Source organism: Rhodococcus sp. WB9 (assembly GCF_007558985.1).
Classification (GTDB): domain Bacteria; phylum Actinomycetota; class Actinomycetes; order Mycobacteriales; family Mycobacteriaceae; genus Rhodococcus_F; species Rhodococcus_F opacus.
In genome coordinates, this window is the sequence record NZ_CP041769.1 from 7,042,875 (window position 1) to 7,062,711 (window position 19,837).

The following is a 19,837-nucleotide window of genomic DNA, read 5'->3' on the forward strand; positions in this document are numbered from 1 at the left end:
GTCACAGTTCCCTAGTTTCGACGGTCTGCGAGATCTCCTCGCGCGGAATCAAAGTCGGCCACAGTGCGAAAACCTCGCGCGGCGGCGGAGTGTTGAGCTGACCGGTCGATCCGATCGGGCCGGTGCCCATCAGCATCACGCATTCGCGAGCTACCTTCGCGGCCTCTGTACGCTCGGTGCACTTGGCCGCGACGCGAATACGGACCTCGTTGATGTCCGGGTCCGGAGCGGGTGACGCCGACCAGTGGCAGGAGTTGACGCCGATCATGTCGAACCGGACTTCCTCGGCATCGAGGTTTACCATCTGCAGACGCTTCTCGATGATCTCGATCGACCGCTCGGCCTTTTCGACGGCGTCCGGCCACGTCACCGACGACTCGGCCTCGCCGATGAAGCCGTCCATGTATGCGATGCCCGCCTTGAGGGTGTCCGGACGTGGCTTGCCCTTGGCGCCCCATACCTTGACACGGTCCTTGGCGACCTCGTCCATCTCGACGTTGGTGAAATCCGTGATCACCTCAGGCATCAGATAGTTGCCCGGGTCGTGCACTTCGTACAGGAGGTGCTCGGTCAGGGTGACCTGGTTGATGACGCCGCCAGTGCCGTCTACCTTGGTGATGAACAGCTCGCCGTTCTCGTTGACCTCAGCGATCGGGTAACCGATATTCCAGGGCTCGGGCACCTCGCGCCACAGACTCGAGATCCCGCCGCTGCACGCCGCGCCGCACTCGATCAGATGCCCGGCGAGGATGCCGATCGCGAGGTTGTCCCACTCGTCCCACTTCCAGCCGAATTCGTGGACGAGCGGGGCCAGAATAGCCGCGTCGTCGGTCGCTCGATCGGAGATGATGATGTCGCATCCCGCTTCGAGCGCCTCCACGTAACCGTATGCGCCCGAGTAGACATACGATCCCACGATCCTGTCTCGCACGCGGCCGAGATCCGTGTCGCCGTTGTCGAGGTTGGTGAACTGGACGCCGTTGTCGAGCAGTTCCTCGACCTTGGCCTGGACATCGTTGGTGGTGACGATACCCACCTTGAGTTTGGTGATCCCGAGTTCCTTCGCGGTGGTGAGGATCGTGTCAGCACATGCCTGCGGATTGGCAGCACCCGCGTTGGTCAGGATCTTGATGCCTTTTTCCAGACAGATCGGCAGCACACCACGGACCACAGCCCGGATCGACGGGACATAGCCGCGCGACGCATCCTTGCGCTGCATCTCCTGCAGGGAGGGGATGGTCGGCTCGCCCAGGAAGTCATATGCGAGGTACTGCACGTCACCGTGCTTGGCGATCTCGACCGCAGGGTCCAGATTGTCGCCCCAGAATCCACTTCCAGATCCGATGCGAATCTTCTTCATACTGCGTCCTCTTTCATTGCTGAATGTGTCGTCTCGAGGGCCGCGGCCCGGCTCGCCGAGAAACTCGTTGAGCTCGGCGTCATCCCGGCCAACGGACCCGACCGCGCACTGGACCGGCGGTCGCTCGCCGTCGTCCTTCATGCGAGGGCCGTCGAGCAGAATCTCCGGGGTGCTCATCGCGATAGCCGGGATGTCTGCCCGACCGAGGACCTCGACCCATTCGGCTGTCGACATGGCGGCGAAAACCTTGTGCCGAGTTTATGGCTCCCCCAATCGCCGATCAATTGACTTCTGACGAAGTTCGAATTCAGGTTTTCCGAAGGACCCTCTGATTGCCGTGGACCGAATCCGAACTTCGAGATTCTTCAGTCGATTCGGTGCTGCCTTTGATGTTTCATGAGTGTGAGTCGAGTTACATTCCGGCTTTCACTCATTCTCCCGACACGAAAGCAGCACATGCCCACTTCGCTCGCCCCCAGCGCGTCAGCCCCTCGCGGCCCCGGTCTGGTGTTGGCCCTGTGTTTCGCCACCATTCTCGCTGACGGGTACGACCTGATCGTCTTCGGTGCAACTCTGCCCTCGCTAATGCACCAGTGGGGGCTGGAAAAATCTGCACTGGCGGACGTTCACAGCATGACTCTGTGCGGCCTGATGGTCGGCTTCCTCGTCGCGGGCACTCTCGCCGACCGTGTCGGGCGGCGCTCCGTGATCTTGGCCGGTGTCACCTGGTTCTCATTGCTGTGCCTGGTGTGTGCGTTCGCGCCCAGCTTCACGGTCTTCGGAATCGGCCGCGTTCTCTCTGGCGTCGGACTCGGTGCCGTCGTACCGGCCGCGGTGGCGCTGGCCAGTGAGTTCGCAACCGCCCGGCGCAAGCAGCTGTTCAATGGAATCGCCCTCACCGGATACCCGATCGGCGGTGTCCTCGCCACGGTCGTCGCGCTGATCGTGCTTCCCGGTGCAGATACGCTCGCACAATCCACTCCACCGTCCGAGCACTGGCGGGTCCTCTACCTCATCGGCGGTGCGCTGATCATCCTCGTTCCCATCCTGTATTTCGCGCTCCCCGAGTCGCCGAGCCTCCTTGCTGCGCGTGGCCGCGATGAGGAAGCACGCGCAGTCGCCAACCGGTTCGGCATCGAGCTCGATGCGACAGACGCCCGTACCGCAGATCAGGCGAAGGGCGGCATACGACTCCTTCTGTCGCGTCGATACCTGTTTGCGACGGCAATTTTTACGGCAGTCATGTTCTGCTGCCAGATTCTCGTCTACGGCCCGAACACCTGGCTGCCGAGTATGACCAAGGAGTTGGGTTTCGGTGGAACACAGGGCACGCTGGCGCTGATGATGCTGCAGTTCGGTGCGGTAGTGGGCACGATCGTCGGCGCCTTGCTCGTCGACCGGGGTGGTGCCACGCGGACCATAGTCCCGTACTTTCTCCTCGGAGCCATCGCTCTGCTGGCGCTTGCGTTCGGTACCGAACTCGGTGCGGCCGGCCTCTTCGTCGCCGCTTTCGCAGCGGGCGTCGGAACCGTTGGCACCAGCACGCTCATGTACGGCGTGATCGCTGCACACTATCCGACAGCAATTCGGGGATCCGCAATCGGATTCTGCCTAGGCATCGGCCGAATCGGTGCGATTCTCGGCCCTCAATTCGGCGCTCTGTTCGCGACGCCGCGCGCAGGTCTCCTCGCATTCATGGTCCCTTCTCTCGTCGGTGCTGGACTGGTTCTCGTCCTCGCCGCGAGCACGCGGAATCCACAGGTGAACGACAGTGCCCAGGGCGACGACCTGGTCGACAGCCGGGCATGAGGAGTGCTGATCAGTGCAGACGGACCACAGATGCGGCATCTGTTACCCGTACGCCGGAATCGTGCGTAATTACGCGAAATGAGGACTTGGTGGAAACTTCAACCGTCTTCACCTGACCCATCAGGTCGACCTGTTCACGCTGAAGCTCTTTTGAATACGCATCACGTCATGTGGTACGAAGCGCCGAGGTCTTTCAACTCCGACAGTGCCGGGGCAAGTCCGGCATCGATTGAGATTTTTCGAATCGCGGATTCGCATTTCTTCAATTGATCCCACTGTCAGGCAGCCTCATTATTAGGGACGCAATTCACCAAGAATTCTGTGAGTGCCACGAACCACTGCTGGCATCGCATTGTTCGACAGACCGAGAAACGAAGGTCAGGTACCCACGATGTCGACTGAGTTCGCTGATCCCCTCCGCACGCTTTACCTGGATTGGGTCGCCCGCATGCAGGCCGACCCGGAGATGTCGGTGCAGGTCATGCGCGATATGCAGGAGGGATGGCACACCGTCGCAACCGAACCGAAGGGGGTCAGCTACGAGTCGGTCGACATCGACGGACTCTCCGCCGTATGGAGCATTCCGGCGGACGCCGATCCGACAACGGTCGTCCTCTACTTCCACGGCGGGGGTTTCATCACCGGATCCGCTCACTCGCATCGGAAGATGGCCGGTCACCTTGCAAGAAAAATCGGTTCTCGCGTCCTCCTCGTCGACTATCGACGCGCGCCGGAGCACGCCTATCCCGCTCAGGTCGACGATGGGGTCACGGCGTTTCGGTGGCTTATCGATCAGGGCTTCGCGCCGAACCGGATTGTCAGTGCGGGTGACTCTGCAGGCGGGACACTCGCCCTCGCTCTCGTCGTGAGTCTCCGAACCCAAGGCCTACCGACTCCCGGAGCAGTGGTGACCTTCTCTCCCGGACTCGATTGGGACGGCGAGTGGATGGTCAACGAAGAGAACGACATACTCGCGAGCAAGGCCATCATCGTGGCGATGGGCTCACTCGCCTTCGGTGATCGCAGCACCAAGGACCCGCTCTGCAACCCGACATACGCCGATCTCACTGGGTTCCCCCCGGTGTACCTGTCGGCGGGCGGGCACGAGAATCTGCTCGGCGGCATACGGAAATTCGTCGAAGCGGCCGATGCCGCGGGCGTCGAGGTGACGCTCGACATCGCTCCGAGCAGACAGCATGTTCACACGTTCGCGGTAGGCAATGACCCCGAGGCCGACCGGACGATCACCGAATCCGCCGCCTGGGCCCGCGAGCGGTTAGCCTGACAGCCGACGCCCTGTCTGCGTGCGGTCACTTCACACTCACATTCAGGAAGAAAAGCGAAAGATGAAGCACCAAGCACGACGTGTTGTCACCGGTTATGATTCGGACGGCCGCTCGGGTCGTCCTTTCCGATTCGTTCGTCGAAGCGTTCGAAGCGTCCCCTACTGCGTTTGCGACACGGCTGTGGGCCACCGACACGTTTCCGTCCGACAATACGGATCCGCGGGATGGAGCGGAGTTGATCGAAACGTTCTCGACTGCGGACGGAACCGCCTTCTAAATCGTGGATTGGGCGCCGAACAGTGAGTTCCCGTTCCATCGAACCCAAAGCCTCGACTACGGCGTCGTGATCAGCGGTCAACTCGAAGCAGTGATGGATGGCGAAGACGTGGCGGTGTTGACCACCGGCGACAGCATCGTTCAACGCGGGACTATGCACCTCTGGCGTAACTCCACCGACCAGTGGGCACGTACGGTGTTCGTTCTGGTCGGGACCTCGCCAGTCACCGTCGGCGGACAAACCCTCGAACCCAACATGTAACGCGCCGCGGTACGAACCGTACGTTCCGGAGCATGAATTCCGCAGGCCTACATGTCGACAAGTGGTAGCCAACATCACCGGCAGTGGAGCGGGATCGGGCCTGCGACAGCTCGGACGTTCATCGTCGATGGAGCGAAGGTCGTCGTGACCGACATCCAAATATTCTATGCCCCAGCTCTTCCCAGTCCTTAATCGTGCGTCTGCTCCACAACCCAGGCGGCGACTTGCGTCCGGGAGGTGAAGCCCAGCTTCGCCAGGATGTGCTCGACGTGCCCTTGTGCGGTGCGCGGTGAGATCACCAGGCGGTCGGCGATGGCCTGATTGGTCAGGCCTTCGGCAATCAAAGCGGCGACTTCGTGTTCGCGCTTGGTCAGTCGCGTTGACGTCCCCGTGTCACGCGCGGGCGGTCCGGACTGTTGCTCGTGGAGGGCGTAGGCGATGGCCGCGTCGAAACCGAGCTGCTCGCCTTTACGTCGGGCGGCCCCGAATGCTTTGTCTCCGAGTTTCTTCCGGGATTTCTCGAAGTATTCCTTCTGGTAGACCATTAGATTGGAGTGAATCACCGCGGAACTGCCGATCGCTCGTGCCAGCCCGTCCGCGGCTCCCATCAGAACGGAAGCCCGGAGTGCATCGTGTCTGTCGAAACTGATCCAGGCGAGTGCTGCGAGGCAAGCCGAAACGACACGGGGACTGCGCACCTGCCGGGTCAGCTCCAGCGACTCCCCGAGTAGTTGCACCGAACGATCCGCATCACCCTGCTGCCACAGGGCAATTCCCAGGGCCCACAGCGCATGTGAGCGATACATCTTCTCGCCGTACTTTTCCGTGATCGCGAGGACACGCTCGTGGCATTCGATCGCCTGCGCCGACGACGCGTCCAGTCCGTAGGCCGTGCCGAGCGGGTACAGCGCGGCAACTTCGAGCGTGCGGTCACGCCGTCGACTGAACTCGGCGAGCGCGGTTTCCAGGTGATAGCGGGCACGAACGAGGTCACCGCTGAGGAGGCCGAGCATTCCGTCGGCGAAGGAGACGAACGCACGCATCATGGGGTCGCTGGTCTGCGCTGCCAGCGCGCGCCCTTCCTCGACCAGTGCCGTCCCGGTGTCCAGGTCACCCTGCACGTTCGCCATCACGCTGGCACTGTAGAGGCCCTTGGCCCACTCGCGAGTCGGTGCGCCGCTCTGCCGCGCGAGCAGGTCCCCGAGCCAGCGCCGGCCCTCGTTGTAGAGACCCTGGGAGCTCCAGAACAGAAACAGTGCGGCGGCGGTGCGCAGTCCGGCGGCGGGGTCGTCGTCGACACTGAATTCGAGGGCCTCCCGCAGATTCGGTTGTTCCCGTTTCAGCCTGGTGATCAACTCGACCTGGCGGGCGCTGATCCACTCGGCCTCCGATTCGAGCGCCAACGCCTCGTACCAGTCCCGATGCCGACGCCGCAGCGACAGCGCCTCGCCGGTCTCCTCGAGTTTCTCGTATCCGTACTCGCGGAGGGTCTCGAGCATCCGGAACCGCACCCCCGACCCCTGCTCCTCCCGGATCAAAATCGACTTCTCCACCAACGAGGTCAGCGTATCGAGCAACTCGCCCGGGTCGAGGCCCTCGCCACACACCTGCTCCGCGGCATCGAGCTCGAAGCTGCCGGCGAACACCGACACCCGACCCCACACCAATCGCTCACCGGCGGTGCACAACTCGAAACTCCAGTCGATACACAACCGCAACGTCTGCTGCCGCGACGGCGCACCCCGGCTCCCCCGGGTCAACAGCGTATAGCGGTCGGTGAGCCGCTCGAGGATCTGCTCGGGCGACATCGCCCGCAACCGCGCCGCCGCCAACTCGATCGGCAACGGCAACCCGTCGAGCCGATGGCAGATCCCCGCCACCGCCGCCGCGTTCTCCTCGGTCAGCGCGAATCCGGGAACCGCCGCCGCGGCGCGCTCGGCGAACAGGGTCACCGCGTCGTAGGTGGGCAGTCCCCGCATGGTCGGCTGCCGGTCGGGGTCGGGGTCGGGCACGGTCAGCGGCGGCACCCGCAGCACCGCCTCCCCACCGATGCCGAGGGGTTCGCGACTGGTCGCCAGAACCCGCACCTGCGGGCACACCCGCAGGACGTGACCGACGAGTACGGCGACCGAATCCACCAGGTGCTCGCAGTTGTCGAGGACCACCAGCACCTCCCGCGAGCCGAGGAACTCGATCAACACCTCACGCAGCGGCCGCGCCGACTGATCCCGCAACCCCACCGCCGCCGCCACCGCGTCGACCAGCGACGATGCGTCGCGCAGTTCCCCCAACTCGACCAGCCGCACCCCGTCGCCGTAGTCGCGCTGCACCGCCGCCGCGATCCGGATCGCCAACCGGGTCTTGCCGACGCCGCCGATCCCGGTCAACGTCACCAACCGCGACCCGGCCAGCAGGTTCTTCGCCTCGGTGAGCTCGTGTCGGCGGCCGACGAAACTCGTCAGCTCCAGAGGGAGGCTGCCCGTCGTGCCCGACGTGGAGGAGGGCGACGACACTCTTCCACGCGAGGTCACCTGCTGCGCGTGTTCCTGCGGATCGGTTTCTGCGCGCAGCGCCATCTCGTCGACCGGCAGTCCGTGGTCGCGTTGAAGCCCGCGCAGTTCCTCCCCGAGATCAGCGGCCGTGGCCGGGCGCTCACCGGGTTCGCGCGACATCGCGCGGGCGATCGTGTCGGCAACGTCGTCGGGAATTCCGTGCTCACGCAGGTCAGGTACCGGCTGCGTGGTGATCCGCAGGAACTGCGCGACGACCTGCTCTCCGCCGCGGCGTTCGAACGCGGCATGCCCGGTCAGCGCACTGAACAGGGTCGCGCCGAGGCCGTAGACGTCGGCGGCCGGGCTCGGCGGATCACCGCCGAGCACCTCGGGCGCGGTGTAGGCCGGCGACCCGGTGACCGCACCGGTGGCGGTCTCGAACCCACCGCTGATGTGGGCGATGCCGAAATCCGCCAACTCGGGCTCGCCGTACTCGGTGAGCAGAATGTTCGCCGGTTTGACGTCCCGATGCAGAATCCCGAGCCGGTGCGCCGACTCCACGGCACCGGCCATCTTCACCCCGAGTCGCAGCACGCGGTCCAGTGCCAGCGGGCCGTCGCGGCGGATCAGCGCGTCCAGGGGATCCTGCGGATGGAATGGCATCACAATGAACGGAAGACCGGAACCGGTGGCACCGACCTGCAACACACCCACGATGTTCGGATGCCCCGTCAACCGTCCCATCGCCCGCTGCTCCCGGAAAAACCTCGCCCGGTTCTCCTCGTCGAGGTCGACGGTGAGTACCTTCACCGCGACCGTGCGATCGAGATCCGCCTGGGTGCAGCGGTAGACCACACCGAACCCGCCGCGGCCGATCTCCACCGCATCCCCGAACCCGGCACCCGCCAACTCAACGGCCGGCGACGGCGGATACCGCTGAGTGTCGAGCGGATCACCTTCACCCATCGCACGGTCTGCTCACCCCGTCGGCTCGTCGGCCATCACACTGGTCCCGACGGCACGACCAGCGCACATTCCCGTGGACTCACCTCTCGATGGCGTCCTTTCGAGGATATCGCCGACGGTGGCGGGTGCGGACGATCCTGGCGTGACCGGTGTGAGCCTCCCCATTTAGTCAACTAGATTGATCAATCTGGTTGTACGCTTTGCTCATGATCACCGAAGAGGCCACCGCTCAGGTCCTGCGGGAAGCGCTGCGCCCGATATGGCGACAGCTCACCGCGGGCAGGACGATCTCCGTCGGCAAGATCGGTGTGCTCGCGTACCTGTCGAAGCACGGACAAACGTCCGCGTCGACACTCGCGACGGCCGAGAAGATCAGCCCCCAGGCGATCGCCAACGCCGTGCGCGAACTCGAAAGCCTCGGGTTGGTCGCGCGGACACCCGACGAGCAGGATCGACGCCGGATCTGGATCGAACTCACCGACTCCGGTCGCGAGCGGCTGGCGCAGGAACGGTCGAAAGGCCTGGATTGGCTGGAGCAGGCGATCGCGGAGCGGCTGACCGCCGAGGAGAAGAAGACTCTCGACTCGATCGTCCCGATTCTGCGCAAGCTGGTGGACGATGCGCCCGTCGACTGAGACCACCACGCACCCCCGGCTACTGCCGGCCCTGGCCTACGCTGCCCTGACCACCGCCATCGTCAGTTCACTCGGCATGCTGCTGGTGCCCACGATCTCCCATGACATGCACGTCGAGGTGAGCACCGGCCAGTGGATGCTCACCGTCAATCTGCTCGTCGGTGCGGTCGCAACACCGATCATGGGCCGGCTGAGCGACGGCCCGCACAAGAAGCGCCTGCTGCTGTGCTCGCTGACCACGATCCTGGTCGGCTCGATCGTCGCGGCCGCCGCCCCCACCTTCACCGTCTTCCTCATCGGACGCGCCCTGCAGGGACTCACCTACGGAATCGTTCCGGTGACGATCGCTTTGGCCCGCCGGTATCTCCCCGAGAACCAGGCCCGGCTCGGCATCTCCAGCCTGTCGGTGACGGTGACGACGGGCCTCGGACTCGGGTACCCGCTGACCGGCATCCTCGCGGACCTTCTCGGGTTCCGTTTCGCGTTCTGGTTCGCGGCCCTGTTCCTGATCACCACCATCCTCGTCGTCTGGCGCGTCGTCCCCGCAGGCCCCGACGAGCGGGCACCACGCAACACACTCGACGTGCCGGGCGCCCTGCTGGTCGGCTCCGGACTCGCGTCACTTCTCGTCGCCGTCAGTGAGGGCTCGCGGTGGGGCTGGGGCTCGCCGTGGACCATCGGATTCTTCGCCGCCGCCGCGATGCTGCTGACGGCGTGGTCGCTCGTCGAACTGCGCACCCCACACCCGCTGATCAACCTGCGGGTACTGCGCAACGGTGACGTGCTGGTCGCGAACAGCACCGCGATCGGTCTCGGCGCCGCGATGTACATCGGACTCTCCATCGGCAGCCTCATCGCCCAGGCACCCGCCTCGACCGGCTACGGCATCGCGATGCCCCTGTTCTGGGCCGGATTCGTGATGCTCCCGCTGTCGGTCGCCAGTTTCGGCGCGAACCGACTCGTCCGCGCGGTCTCGCACCGGATCCGCATGCGTACTCTGCTGCTCGTCGGCGCGGGCCTCGTGACGGCCTCGAGCATGCTCCTCTGGGCCGCCCACCACGCACTGTGGGAAATCCTGGTCGGCATGCTGGGCTTCGGCGCCGGAATGGGCATGACGTACGCGGCCATGCCGGCCCTGATCGCCCGCAGCGTCGCCGACACCGAACTCGGCAGCGCCGTCAGCTTCAACCAGGTGCTGCGCACTGTCGGCGGTTCCTTCGGCAGCGCCGTCGCGGGTGCAGTGCTCGCCGCGAATCTGGCACCGGACCTACTTCCCACCGAAAGCGGCATCGCGCACGCACTCGCCATCGGATCGATCGGATGCGCGGTCGTCTTCGCCGCATTGCTCGTCAACTACGTGAAGTCGCGCCTGCCGGCTCCGAGGTCGGAGCCGGCAGACGCGACTGTCAGTGGAGGTTAGGCACCTTCGACGACGGCAGCCATTCCCTGCCCGCCACCGATGCACATCGTGAGAAGCGCCTTGCCGCCGCCACGTCGCCGCAATTCATGCAGCGCGGTGGTCGTCATTCGCGCTCCGGTCGCGCCGATCGGGTGTCCGAGTGAGATCCCGGACCCGTTGACGTTGAGGCGGTCCCGGTCCTCGAATCCCCATTCCTTCAGGACGCCGAGCACCTGGCACGCGAATGCCTCGTTCAGTTCGATCAGCGTGAAGTCGTCGAAGCTCGCACCCGTCCTGCTGAACAGCTTGGATGTGGCCGCGACCGGCCCGAGCCCCATCAGTGCCGGTTCGCACCCGGCGGCGGACCACCCGGTGAGGAAACCCATCGGCTCGAGCCCGAGTTCGTCGAGTTGATCTTCGGCGACGACGAGCATCGCCGACGCCGCGTCGTTCTGCTGACTCGCGTTGCCCGCAGTGACGACACCGTCCTTGAGAGCACTCCGCAGGCGTGCCAGGGTCTCGGGCGTGGTTTCCGGACGGATACCCTCGTCCCGCGCTACGACGGAGACGTTGCCCTTCCGGTCGGTGATCTTGACTTCGATCACCTCGTCGTCGAACTTGCCTGCCTCCCAAGCGGCGTGGGCCTTGGCGTGACTGTCGGCGGCGAACGCGTCCGACTCCTCACGGCCGATTCCACACCGTGCCGCGACGTTCTCGGCGGTCTCGATCATGCCGCTGATCTTCCCGAACCGCCATTCCGGCTGGGAGCGTTCCCGCCCGCGGTCGAGGCGGTCGTACAGGTTCAGCGAGCCGGCGCGGGTGCCCCAGCGGGCCCCGGTGGTGTAGTGCTCGATGTTACTCATCGACTCGACGCCGCCGGCGAGCACGACATCGGCTGCGCCGGTCTGCACCATCATCGACGCGGTCACGAGGGCCTGCAGGCCCGTGCCGCACCGGCGGTCGGTCTGCAGTCCGGCGACGCGGATCGGCAGTCCCGCCTCGAGCGCCGCCCACCGGCCGATGCACGGGGCCTCGGAGTTGGCGTACGACTGGCCCATCACCACGTCTTCGATGAGGATCGGGTCGATCCCGGACCGCGCCACGGTCTCCTTGATCACGGTGGCGGCCAACGTCTCTGCCGGGACGTCGCGCAGGGCTCCGCCGAAACGGCCGACCGCGGTGCGGACCGGGGCGACCAGTGCTGCTCTTCGCATGTGTTCTTTCCTTGTGTCTCAGGGAACCAGGACGCGGACTGTTTCGGCGACGCACGCCGGCTTGTCCGCACCCTCTATCTCGATGGTGTATTTGACGACCACTTGCGCGCCCTGCTTCGTGTGCTCGAACGACACGATCTCGCCACCGGCCCGCACCTTCGCCCCGACCTTGACCGGCTGGGGGAACCGAACCTTGTTGAGACCGTAGTTGATCACCAGCTTCACGCCGTCGACGCGCATGAGGTCGGCGCCGAGTTTCGGCAGCAGTGACAGCGTGAGGTAGCCGTGGGCGATGGGGGCACCGAACGGGCCCTGGGCGGCACGCTCGGGATCGACGTGGATCCACTGGTGGTCGCCAGTGGCGTCGGCGAACACGTTCACGCGTTCCTGCGTGATCTCGAGCCAGTCACTGTGGCCGAGATGTTCGCCGACTGCGGATTCGACGTCGTCGATTCCCTGGAATACGCGCATGACACTCTTTTCGGGTCGGCCCGGTACCGGGCGGATGTGGAAACGGCTAGATGTTGACGTTCTCGAACACGGCGGCGATACCCTGCCCACCGCCGATGCACATCGTCTCGATGCCGTAGCGGGCCTGGCGGCGGTCCAGTTCACGGAGCAGATTGGCCAGGATGCGACCACCGGTGGCGCCGACTGGGTGGCCGAGGGAGATTCCGGATCCGTTGACGTTGAATCGGTCTCGCATGTCTGACTCGTCGAACTTCCACTCCCGTGCGCACGCCAGCACCTGCGCTGCGAACGCCTCGTTGATCTCGAGGAGATCGATGTCGTTGAGGGTGAGCTTCGCCCGGGTGAGGGCCTTGTCGACGGCCGGCACCGGACCGATGCCCATCCGGTTCGGCTCCACTCCGGCGACGCCCCAGCTCACGAGCCGGGCGAACGGACGCAGGCCCAGACGTTCCGCGTTCTCGGGGGTGGTCACGATCGCGGCAGCGGCCGCATCGTTCTGGCCGCACGCGTTGCCTGCGGTCACGGTCGCCTCCGGGTCGACGCGTGACCGGATGGGCCGCAACGCCGACAACGACTCGGCCGTCACTTCGCGGCGCGGGTGCTCGTCGGTGGTGACGACGACGTCGGACTTGCCGCGCTTGCCCGGCACCGTCACCGGGATCGTCTCGGCGTCGAACAGGCCGCCGTCCTGGGCGCGGATCGCACGCGCGTGGGACTCCGCGGCATACGCGTCCTGCTCCTCGCGGCTGATCGAGTACTCGTGTCGCAGGTTCTCCGCGGTTTCGATCATGCCGCCCTCGACGGGGAAGTTGATGCCGCCGGAGTTGGTGCGGGGCTTGGCCAAGCGATCGTGGAATTCCACCGACGCACCCTTGACGCCCCAGCGCATTCCGGTGCTGTAGAACTCGGTCTGGCTCATCGACTCGGCGCCGCCGGCGATCACCAGATCGCTCATCCCGGTCTGCACCTGCATGGCCGCGTAGATCACGGCCTGCAGCCCGGAGCCGCAGCGGCGGTCGAGCTGGATGCCGGGCACGGTGACGTCGAGTCCCGCGTCGAGCGCAGCGATCCGGCCGATGGCCGCAGCCTCGCCGTTGGCGTAGCCCTGACCGAAGATGACGTCGTCGATGTCGTCGGACGTGAGCGACGTCCGCTCGATCAGGCCTTTCAACACCGTCGAGGCGAGGGTGGTGACGGGGATATCGCGGTACATGCCGCCGAATCCCCCGACGGGGGTGCGGACGGGTTCACAGATCACTGCGTCGAACATGGGCTCAGAGCGCTTTCTTCGCTTCGCGGACGAGGCCGCCGCCGATGATCAGGCGCTGGATCTCGCTGGTGCCCTCGTACAGGCGTAGGAGTCGGACCTCACGGTAGATCCGTTCCACCGGAACGTCTCTCATGTATCCGGTGCCGCCGTGGACCTGCACCGCGAGGTCGGCGACCTTGCCGGCCATCTCCGTGCAGTACAGCTTGGCCACGGACGGTGAGATCCGACGGTCCTCGCCGCTGACGTACTTGCGCGCCGCGTCCCGCACCAGCGCACGGCCCGCGGACACGCCCACCTGCTGATCGGCGATCATGGCCTGCACCAACTGGAAGTCACCGATCGGGGTGCCGCCCTGCTTCGTGACCGCCGCGAAGGCGACGGACTCGTCGAGTGCACGCTGAGCACTACCGACGGCGAGGGCTGCGATGTGCACCCGGCCGCGGGCGAGCGACGTCATAGCGGCGCGGTAGCCGGCCTCCTCACTGCCGCCGACCAGAGCGGTTTCGGGGACGGTGACGTCGTCGAATGCGACCTCCGCGGTCCAGGCACCCTCCTGGCCCATCTTCTTGTCCTTCGGCCCGACCACGACACCGGCGGTGTCGGCGGGAACGAGGAACACCGCGATGCCGGTGCCGGTCTCGTCGGCAGGACGGGTGCGAGCGAAGACCACGAACAGATCGGCCAACGGCGCGTTGGTGATGAACCGCTTGGTGCCGTTGATCGTCCACGTGCCGTCCTTCAGGACGGCGCGGGTGGTCAGGCCCGCCGGGTTCGACCCGGCCTCCGGCTCGGTCAACGCGAACGACGCGACCACGTCACCGGACGCGATACGCTCGAGCCATTCCGACTTCTGTTCGTCCGTACCGAAATTCACCAGCACCTGGCCGGCGATCCCGTTGTTGGTGCCGAACATCGACCGCAACGCCAGGCTCGTGTACCCGAACTCCATGGCCAGTTCCACGTCCTGCGTGAGGTCGAGTCCGAGCCCGCCCCACTGCTGCGGGATGGCGTACCCGAACAGACCCATGTCTGCCGCCTTGCGGCGAATGTCGTCCGGAATCAGATCCTTTTCCGCGATTTCATTTTCCCTGGGAATTACTTCCTTCTGAATAAAGGCTCTCGTCTGCGCGAGAATGTCCTTGAAGTCTTCGTCACTCACTTCGCGTTCAGCCATGAAGGTGAATATCCAGCAACCCGGCCTCGCTGTCAAGCGAGTGCCGCGAACGAGAACTCGCAGCGCAGACGGCATTTGCGACCCATAGGAAGAGGGAAACTGTCGGTTTCCCACAGCGTCTTTGACCACGGTGGTCCGAGGCACTTCAATAGGTGTCAGTGTTCGGAGGAATTGTCCGGGCATATTCACGAACAATGAAATTTTCCGGCGAGATGGACTCGATATTCGACATGGTTGGCAAACCCGAGGACGCACTCCTCTACAAGGGCTACACCGTCGATCCACAGGAACTCGAACAGTTGCTGCTGTCCCGGCGAGGTGTGCTCGACGTCGTGATAGTCGGGCGCTCCGTGCCCGGGGTCGGAGAGATGCCGGTCGCGTTCGTGGTGGCAGACACCGCGGCGCACCTCACCGCCGACACCCTGATCGAGTTCGTCGCCGCGAAGGTGCCTCCGTACAAGAAGGTGCGCGAGGTGGTCTTCGTCGACGAGTTGCCCCCGGACCCCCGGGGCGCGGTCCTGCGGTCCGCGCTACGCGAACGCCTGCACGACGAGCAGAGTACGGAGAACTGATGACTACGGGACAGGTGGAACGATGACACGATTGGCGCAGACCGCCGGGCTGACGGACACGCAGGACGAGATCGTGTCGGCGGTACGGGCTTTCGTCGACAAGGCGATCATCCCGCAGGCGCAGGAACTCGAGCACTCCGACACGTACCCGACGGCCATCGTCGAACAGATGAAGGAAATGGGCCTGTTCGGGCTCACCATCCCCGAGGAGTACGGCGGAATCGGCGAATCCCTCCTGACCTACGCACTGTGCGTCGAGGAGATCGCACGCGGATGGATGAGCGTGTCCGGCGTGATCAATACCCACTTCATCGTGTCGCACATGATCACCCAGCACGGCACACCCGAACAGAAGGCGCAATACCTCCCGCGCATGGCGACCGGTGAACTGCGCGGCGCGTTCTCGATGTCCGAGCCCGAACTCGGATCCGACGTCGCCGCCATCCGGACCAAGGCGGCCAAGGCTGCGGACGGCAACTACGTGATCGACGGTCAGAAGATGTGGCTCACCAACGGCGGGTCGTCGACCTTGGTGGCCGTTCTCGTTCGCACAGACGAGGGGGCACTGAAAGCCCACGACAACCTCACCGCGTTCCTCATCGAGAAGCCTGCCGGGTTCGGCGAGGTGCTGCCCGGGCTCACGATTCCGGGCAAGATCGAGAAGATGGGCTACAAGGGCATCGACACCACCGAGATGGTGTTCAGCGGCTACCGGGCGGCCGCGGACACGATCCTGGGCGGCGACCCCGGCCGCGGCTTCCGGCAGATGATGGACGGCGTCGAGGTCGGCCGTGTCAATGTCGCCGCCCGGGCGTGCGGTATCGCGCAGCGCGCGTTCGAACTCGGCGTGAAGTACGCGAAGGCGCGGGAGACTTTCGGATCGCCGATCGCCGAGCACCAAGCGATCGCGTTCCGGATCGCGGAGATGGCCACCAAGGTGGAGGCGGCGCACCTGATGATGGTGAATGCGGCGCGGCTCAAGGACTCCGGGGAACGCAACGATGTCGCCGCCGGAATGGCCAAGTACCTCGCCAGCGAGTTCTGCTCGGAGGTGACGCAGGACAGTTTCCGGATCCACGGCGGTTACGGCTATTCCAAGGAGTACGAGATCGAACGCCTCATGCGGGAGGCGCCGTTCCTCCTCATCGGCGAAGGCACCAGCGACATTCAAAAGCAGATCATCAGCCGCGGCGTGCTGCGGTCGTACAACTGAGGCGTTTCGGACAACTGAGGAAGGAAGAATTCATGACACTTCTCGAGGGACGGGTCGCCGTCGTCACGGGCGCAGCCCAGGGCATCGGTTTCGAGATGGCCCGGAAGTTCGCGAGTGAGGGCGCGTCGGTCGTCCTGGGCGACATGCACGCCGAGAACGTCAAGGCCGCGGCCGGAAAGCTGGAGGCCGACGGATTCCAGGCAGTTGCCGTCGCCTGCGACGTGACCGATCCGGACCAGATGCAGAATCTGGGAAAGACGGCGATCGACACGTTCGGTGCCATGGACGTGTGGGTCAACAACGCCGGCATCACCCGCGACGCGACGCTGCGCAAGATGTCCCTCGCCGATTTCCGCTCCGTCATCGACGTGCACCTGCAGGGCGCATGGCTGGGCACCCAGATCGCCTCCATCGCGATGCGCGAGGCGGGCAAGGGCTCGATCGTGAACATCTCGTCGATCTCGGGCAAGGTCGGCATGGTCGGGCAGACCAACTACAGCGCCGCGAAGGCCGGGATGGTCGGACTCACCAAGGCGGCCGCGAAGGAGGTCGCCCACCTCGGCGTCCGGGTCAATGCGATCCAGCCCGGCGTGGTGAACACCGACATGATCCGTGCCCTGCGCGCCGACATCATCGAGGCGAAGCTCAAGGAGGTCCCGATGGGCCGCGGCGCCGAACCCGAGGAGATCGCGAACGTGGCCCTGTTCCTCGCGTCCGATCTGTCGAGCTACATGACGGGGACCGTCCTCGAAGTCACCGGTGGACGCCACATCTGAGGCAGTAGTCTGCACTGGTGGAGTCACGACACGTCGAGTACTTTCTCGCCACCGTCGACAACGACGGCCTCGCGCTCGCGGCCGAGGCCCTGGGCGTCACCAAGCCGTCGTTGTCGAAGGGGCTGCGCAATCTCGAACGTGACCTCGGTGTCGAACTCTTCCACCGGGTGGGCCGCGGCCTGGTGCTCAGCGCCGCGGGCAAGGCGTTCGTCGGTCCGGCCCGGCAGATCGTGCGTGACCTGGTGGCCGCCGAGGGTTCGTTCGTCGACATCTCCGGGCTCCCGCGCGGACGACTCGACATCTGCGCGTCCGCGCAGGTCGCGGAGGGCCAGGTCACCGAAATGATCGGTGCGTTTCGCAAACAGAATCCCGGCGTGATCGTCCGGATCGCCGACCTGCGACCCTCCGACGTCGTCGCGTCCCTCATCCGGGACGGGCACTGCGAGATCGCCTTCAGCCATTTCCCGGTCGCCGCACCCGGATTGACGACGCGGGCGGTCGGTCGCCACGAATACTGGCTGGCCGTTCCGCCCGGCGCCGACGTCGCCTGGCAGAATCCGTTCCCGCTGAACGACCTTCCCAACCTACCCGTCGTGGGCCTGCCCAAAGAGTCGTCGTCGCGCACGGCCATCGAGAAGGCGCTGCAGGCATCGGGGAGTCGTACCGTCATCTCCGCCGTCGTCGAGCAGCGGGAAGCGGTCGGCTCGTTCGTGGTCGAGGGTGTCGGAATGTCATTTCTCGAGCGCACGCTTGCCGAGCGGGCGGCGGTCGCCGGGGCCCGGATCTCACCACTCGAACCGCCGATCACGGTGGAGTACGGCGTGATCTACGACGACGCCCGGTTGTCGCCGGCCGGACGAGCATTCCTCGACACACTCACAACCTGAAGATCGTCGATCAGGGCGGCGAACGCCGCCGCGGCGGGAGGCAACGGATCCGGCCGCCGCACGAGTCCGATCTCGCGGACCACCGGAGGCACGAGCGAGCGGACCTCCACCCCTGGAAGCTCACGCTCGGCGACTCCGCGCGGGAGCAGGGTCGCCCCGGCACCCTGCACCACCAGTGCCCAGACGGCCTGACGGTGCGCGCACTCGACCGCGATGTTGTTCACCGACAGCAGCGGACGCAAACCGATCTCGACGATCATCGGAATATCGCCGAGCAGGTCGACCGGCACCGGATCGGGGAGTTCGATCGCGAGGTCGGGGTGCAGCGCGAGCACGATCTCTTGTTCTCGCAGCACCCGCGACTCGAGCCCCTGCTCGTCGACGGGCAGAGTGGTGAGCCCGATATCGCACTCCCCCGACCGGATCGCCCTGCCGACGCCGTCGGGAACGTCGGCGGACATCGCGGACAGCACCACCCGCGGGAACCGGCGATGAAACTCACCGGCGAGCATCGGAAGCGGCTCGGCTGCCAGTGAATTGAGAACGGAGATGGTGAGGGTGCCGGACCGCAGCTCGGTGACGTCGTCGACGACCGCCCGGGCGCGTTCGACGTCGGCCAGCACCCGGCGCGCCGCCTCGGCGAACGACACTCCCGCCGCGGTGATGCGCAGTTCCCGCCCCGTCCGTTCGAAGAGTTCGACGCCCAGATCACGTTCGAGAGTACGAATCGCCTGCGACAGCGACGGCTGCGCGATGAACAGCGCCCGCGCGGCCTCGGTGATACTGCCGTGATCGGCCACGGCGACGAGGTACTCGGCGTCCCGGATGTCCACCGCCCGAGTCTAGCGACTGCGAAGTCTCTGGCTGCGTCACCGTCGCACCGCTGGTAGGTCCGGACCGGCCCCCGATCGTCCGGGATCGCGCCGACATGGCTCCGGCGGCATGCCCGACGCTTTACGCTGAAGGTCATGGCCGCTCTTCGTGCGGAGTGGATCAGGATCTGGCGCAATCCGGCAGACACGCTCGCGACCGTGGCGTTCAACGCCGTCCTGATGATCGGTGCCTGGTTCCTGCTGCCCCGGAATTGGCTGTTCGAGTGGACCGGACCGTCGGGTTTCGCCCTGGCCCTCGCGGGCTGGATGTACGCCGACGTGACTGCCACCAATGTGCTGGCTCCGGATCGTGAGCGCATTCTCGCCGCACTCGACGACCGGGACGCGCTGGGTGCGTTGCTCGCCGCCAAGGCGGTGGCGCTGTGGATGTTGATCGCCCCGATCTGCGCGACCATCGCGATCGCCGTGGGTGTCGTCGAGCAGGACTGGCTGTTCACGGCGGTGGTGGTGGTCGCGGTGGCGCTGTGCCCGTTCGGTGCACTCGCCGGGTCGAGTCTGGTCGGGGTGTTCTTCCCGTACCACCAGCGGTCGCTGCGGTGGCGGTGGGAGCAGCGCACGCGTTGGCGCCCCGTGGTGGTGCGGTGGCTGATCCTGCTGGTGGTCCCCTACGGGGTGTTTCCGGCGTTCTCGGCGGCGATCGCGGTGATCCCGGTCGTGTTGTGGCGCATCGTGAAACCGGAGGACGTGCACACCGGGATCGGCACCGCCGACTTCGCGTTGTGCGTTCTCGTCGCCGTGGCGATCTCCGCGCTCATGTGGGTGGCGGCGCGCCGAATCGCCCTGTGGCGCATACAGCGGCACGCGCCGCTGGCGGACTACCTGCGCGACCGCGACAGGGGCTGAGCAGACCCACGTGAGTGCCGATGCGCGCCCCCGCACACA

At 65.6% G+C, this 19,837-nt stretch carries 17 protein-coding genes; 10 read left to right on the forward strand and 7 right to left on the reverse strand.

All coding sequences use genetic code 11. The features are described 5' to 3' along the window. Position 1: 1 nt before the first annotated feature. Complete coding sequence (locus FND50_RS32800; protein ID WP_222105594.1) at positions 2–1,594, reverse strand: acyclic terpene utilization AtuA family protein; 1,593 nt, start codon at positions 1,592–1,594, stop codon at positions 2–4. A 222-nt stretch (positions 1,595–1,816) separates the two neighbouring features. Between FND50_RS32800 and FND50_RS32805 the strand changes: the two genes are divergently transcribed. The 3 genes from FND50_RS32805 (at position 1,817) to FND50_RS32815 (ending at position 4,993) form a co-directional block, all read left to right on the forward strand. Beyond that, a complete protein-coding gene (locus FND50_RS32805) occupies positions 1,817–3,169 on the forward strand; it encodes an MFS transporter (RefSeq protein ID WP_186301185.1) in 1,353 nt (450 codons plus the stop codon). Positions 3,170–3,560: 391 nt separating this feature from the next. Next, positions 3,561–4,454: an alpha/beta hydrolase gene (locus FND50_RS32810; RefSeq protein ID WP_144288523.1), complete on the forward strand. Its 894-nt coding sequence runs from the start codon at positions 3,561–3,563 to the stop codon at positions 4,452–4,454. 281 nt (positions 4,455–4,735) lie between these two features. Continuing rightward, a complete protein-coding gene (locus FND50_RS32815; protein WP_186301186.1) occupies positions 4,736–4,993 on the forward strand; it encodes a cupin domain-containing protein in 258 nt (85 codons plus the stop codon). 188 nt (positions 4,994–5,181) lie between these two features. Here the strand turns inward: FND50_RS32815 and FND50_RS32820 are convergent, their stop codons facing one another. Continuing rightward, positions 5,182–8,451, reverse strand: coding sequence for a protein kinase domain-containing protein (locus tag FND50_RS32820; protein ID WP_144288525.1), 3,270 nt, complete (start codon positions 8,449–8,451; stop codon positions 5,182–5,184). Between the two features lie 206 nt (positions 8,452–8,657). Here FND50_RS32820 and FND50_RS32825 point away from each other — a divergent pair, with 206 nt between their 5' ends. Continuing rightward, the gene (locus FND50_RS32825; RefSeq protein ID WP_144288526.1) at positions 8,658–9,086 is read left to right on the forward strand and encodes a MarR family winged helix-turn-helix transcriptional regulator; all 429 of its coding nucleotides are present in this window, start codon (positions 8,658–8,660) and stop codon (positions 9,084–9,086) included. After that, the gene (locus FND50_RS32830) at positions 9,070–10,506 is read left to right on the forward strand and encodes an MFS transporter (protein ID WP_144288527.1); all 1,437 of its coding nucleotides are present in this window, start codon (positions 9,070–9,072) and stop codon (positions 10,504–10,506) included. The genes FND50_RS32825 and FND50_RS32830 overlap by 17 nt, the downstream gene beginning before the upstream one ends. Here FND50_RS32830 and FND50_RS32835 read toward each other — a convergent pair. Genes FND50_RS32835 through FND50_RS32850 form a run of 4 tightly spaced genes read right to left on the reverse strand, consistent with a single transcriptional unit; the run spans position 10,503 to position 14,614 of the window. Then, complete coding sequence (locus FND50_RS32835) at positions 10,503–11,699, reverse strand: acetyl-CoA C-acetyltransferase (protein ID WP_144288528.1); 1,197 nt, start codon at positions 11,697–11,699, stop codon at positions 10,503–10,505. The genes FND50_RS32830 and FND50_RS32835 overlap by 4 nt on opposite strands. Positions 11,700–11,717: 18 nt before the next feature. Next, complete coding sequence (locus FND50_RS32840; RefSeq protein ID WP_054245942.1) at positions 11,718–12,170, reverse strand: MaoC family dehydratase; 453 nt, start codon at positions 12,168–12,170, stop codon at positions 11,718–11,720. A gap of 46 nt (positions 12,171–12,216) precedes the next feature. After that, positions 12,217–13,440 (reverse strand): acetyl-CoA C-acetyltransferase, encoded by a 1,224-nt coding sequence (locus FND50_RS32845; protein WP_144288529.1) that lies wholly within the window; start codon positions 13,438–13,440, stop codon positions 12,217–12,219. A 4-nt stretch (positions 13,441–13,444) separates the two neighbouring features. Further along, entirely contained in the window at positions 13,445–14,614 is a 1,170-nt protein-coding gene (locus tag FND50_RS32850; RefSeq protein ID WP_144288530.1) for an acyl-CoA dehydrogenase family protein, read from the reverse strand. A gap of 194 nt (positions 14,615–14,808) precedes the next feature. Between FND50_RS32850 and FND50_RS32855 the strand changes: the two genes are divergently transcribed. Genes FND50_RS32855 through FND50_RS32870 form a run of 4 tightly spaced genes read left to right on the forward strand, consistent with a single transcriptional unit; the run spans position 14,809 to position 18,062 of the window. Continuing rightward, entirely contained in the window at positions 14,809–15,186 is a 378-nt protein-coding gene (locus FND50_RS32855) for an AMP-binding enzyme (protein ID WP_260850789.1), read from the forward strand. A 22-nt stretch (positions 15,187–15,208) separates the two neighbouring features. After that, positions 15,209–16,399, forward strand: a complete 1,191-nt coding sequence (locus FND50_RS32860) for an acyl-CoA dehydrogenase family protein (protein WP_144288531.1) — start codon at positions 15,209–15,211, stop codon at positions 16,397–16,399. A 32-nt stretch (positions 16,400–16,431) separates the two neighbouring features. Continuing rightward, the gene (gene fabG, locus FND50_RS32865) at positions 16,432–17,175 is read left to right on the forward strand and encodes a 3-oxoacyl-ACP reductase FabG (protein WP_144288532.1); all 744 of its coding nucleotides are present in this window, start codon (positions 16,432–16,434) and stop codon (positions 17,173–17,175) included. 17 nt (positions 17,176–17,192) lie between these two features. Beyond that, complete coding sequence (locus FND50_RS32870; protein WP_144288533.1) at positions 17,193–18,062, forward strand: LysR family transcriptional regulator; 870 nt, start codon at positions 17,193–17,195, stop codon at positions 18,060–18,062. Here FND50_RS32870 and FND50_RS32875 read toward each other — a convergent pair. Next, entirely contained in the window at positions 18,002–18,895 is an 894-nt protein-coding gene (locus FND50_RS32875) for a LysR family transcriptional regulator (protein WP_144288534.1), read from the reverse strand. The two genes, FND50_RS32870 and FND50_RS32875, sit on opposite strands and share 61 nt — an antisense overlap. Before the next feature lie 135 nt (positions 18,896–19,030). Between FND50_RS32875 and FND50_RS32880 the strand changes: the two genes are divergently transcribed. After that, positions 19,031–19,798, forward strand: coding sequence for a hypothetical protein (locus FND50_RS32880; RefSeq protein ID WP_144288535.1), 768 nt, complete (start codon positions 19,031–19,033; stop codon positions 19,796–19,798). Positions 19,799–19,837 lie beyond the last annotated feature (39 nt).

What these genes read in the sequence shown, in the direction of transcription:
- FND50_RS32850 (WP_144288530.1), bottom strand. Translation starts at nt 14,614, where the DNA reads ATGGCTGAACGCGAAGTGAGTGACGAAGACTTCAAGGACATTCTCGCG.
- FND50_RS32860 (WP_144288531.1), top strand. Translation starts at nt 15,209, where the DNA reads ATGACACGATTGGCGCAGACCGCCGGGCTGACGGACACGCAGGACGAG.
- fabG (WP_144288532.1), top strand. Translation starts at nt 16,432, where the DNA reads ATGACACTTCTCGAGGGACGGGTCGCCGTCGTCACGGGCGCAGCCCAG.
- FND50_RS32845 (WP_144288529.1), bottom strand. Translation starts at nt 13,440, where the DNA reads ATGTTCGACGCAGTGATCTGTGAACCCGTCCGCACCCCCGTCGGGGGA.
- FND50_RS32880 (WP_144288535.1), top strand. Translation starts at nt 19,031, where the DNA reads ATGGCCGCTCTTCGTGCGGAGTGGATCAGGATCTGGCGCAATCCGGCA.
- FND50_RS32830 (WP_144288527.1), top strand. Translation starts at nt 9,070, where the DNA reads ATGCGCCCGTCGACTGAGACCACCACGCACCCCCGGCTACTGCCGGCC.
- FND50_RS32855 (WP_260850789.1), top strand. Translation starts at nt 14,809, where the DNA reads ATGAAATTTTCCGGCGAGATGGACTCGATATTCGACATGGTTGGCAAA.
- FND50_RS32840 (WP_054245942.1), bottom strand. Translation starts at nt 12,170, where the DNA reads ATGCGCGTATTCCAGGGAATCGACGACGTCGAATCCGCAGTCGGCGAA.
- FND50_RS32805 (WP_186301185.1), top strand. Translation starts at nt 1,817, where the DNA reads ATGCCCACTTCGCTCGCCCCCAGCGCGTCAGCCCCTCGCGGCCCCGGT.
- FND50_RS32825 (WP_144288526.1), top strand. Translation starts at nt 8,658, where the DNA reads ATGATCACCGAAGAGGCCACCGCTCAGGTCCTGCGGGAAGCGCTGCGC.
- FND50_RS32835 (WP_144288528.1), bottom strand. Translation starts at nt 11,699, where the DNA reads ATGCGAAGAGCAGCACTGGTCGCCCCGGTCCGCACCGCGGTCGGCCGT.
- FND50_RS32820 (WP_144288525.1), bottom strand. Translation starts at nt 8,451, where the DNA reads ATGGGTGAAGGTGATCCGCTCGACACTCAGCGGTATCCGCCGTCGCCG.
- FND50_RS32800 (WP_222105594.1), bottom strand. Translation starts at nt 1,594, where the DNA reads ATGTCGACAGCCGAATGGGTCGAGGTCCTCGGTCGGGCAGACATCCCG.
- FND50_RS32810 (WP_144288523.1), top strand. Translation starts at nt 3,561, where the DNA reads ATGTCGACTGAGTTCGCTGATCCCCTCCGCACGCTTTACCTGGATTGG.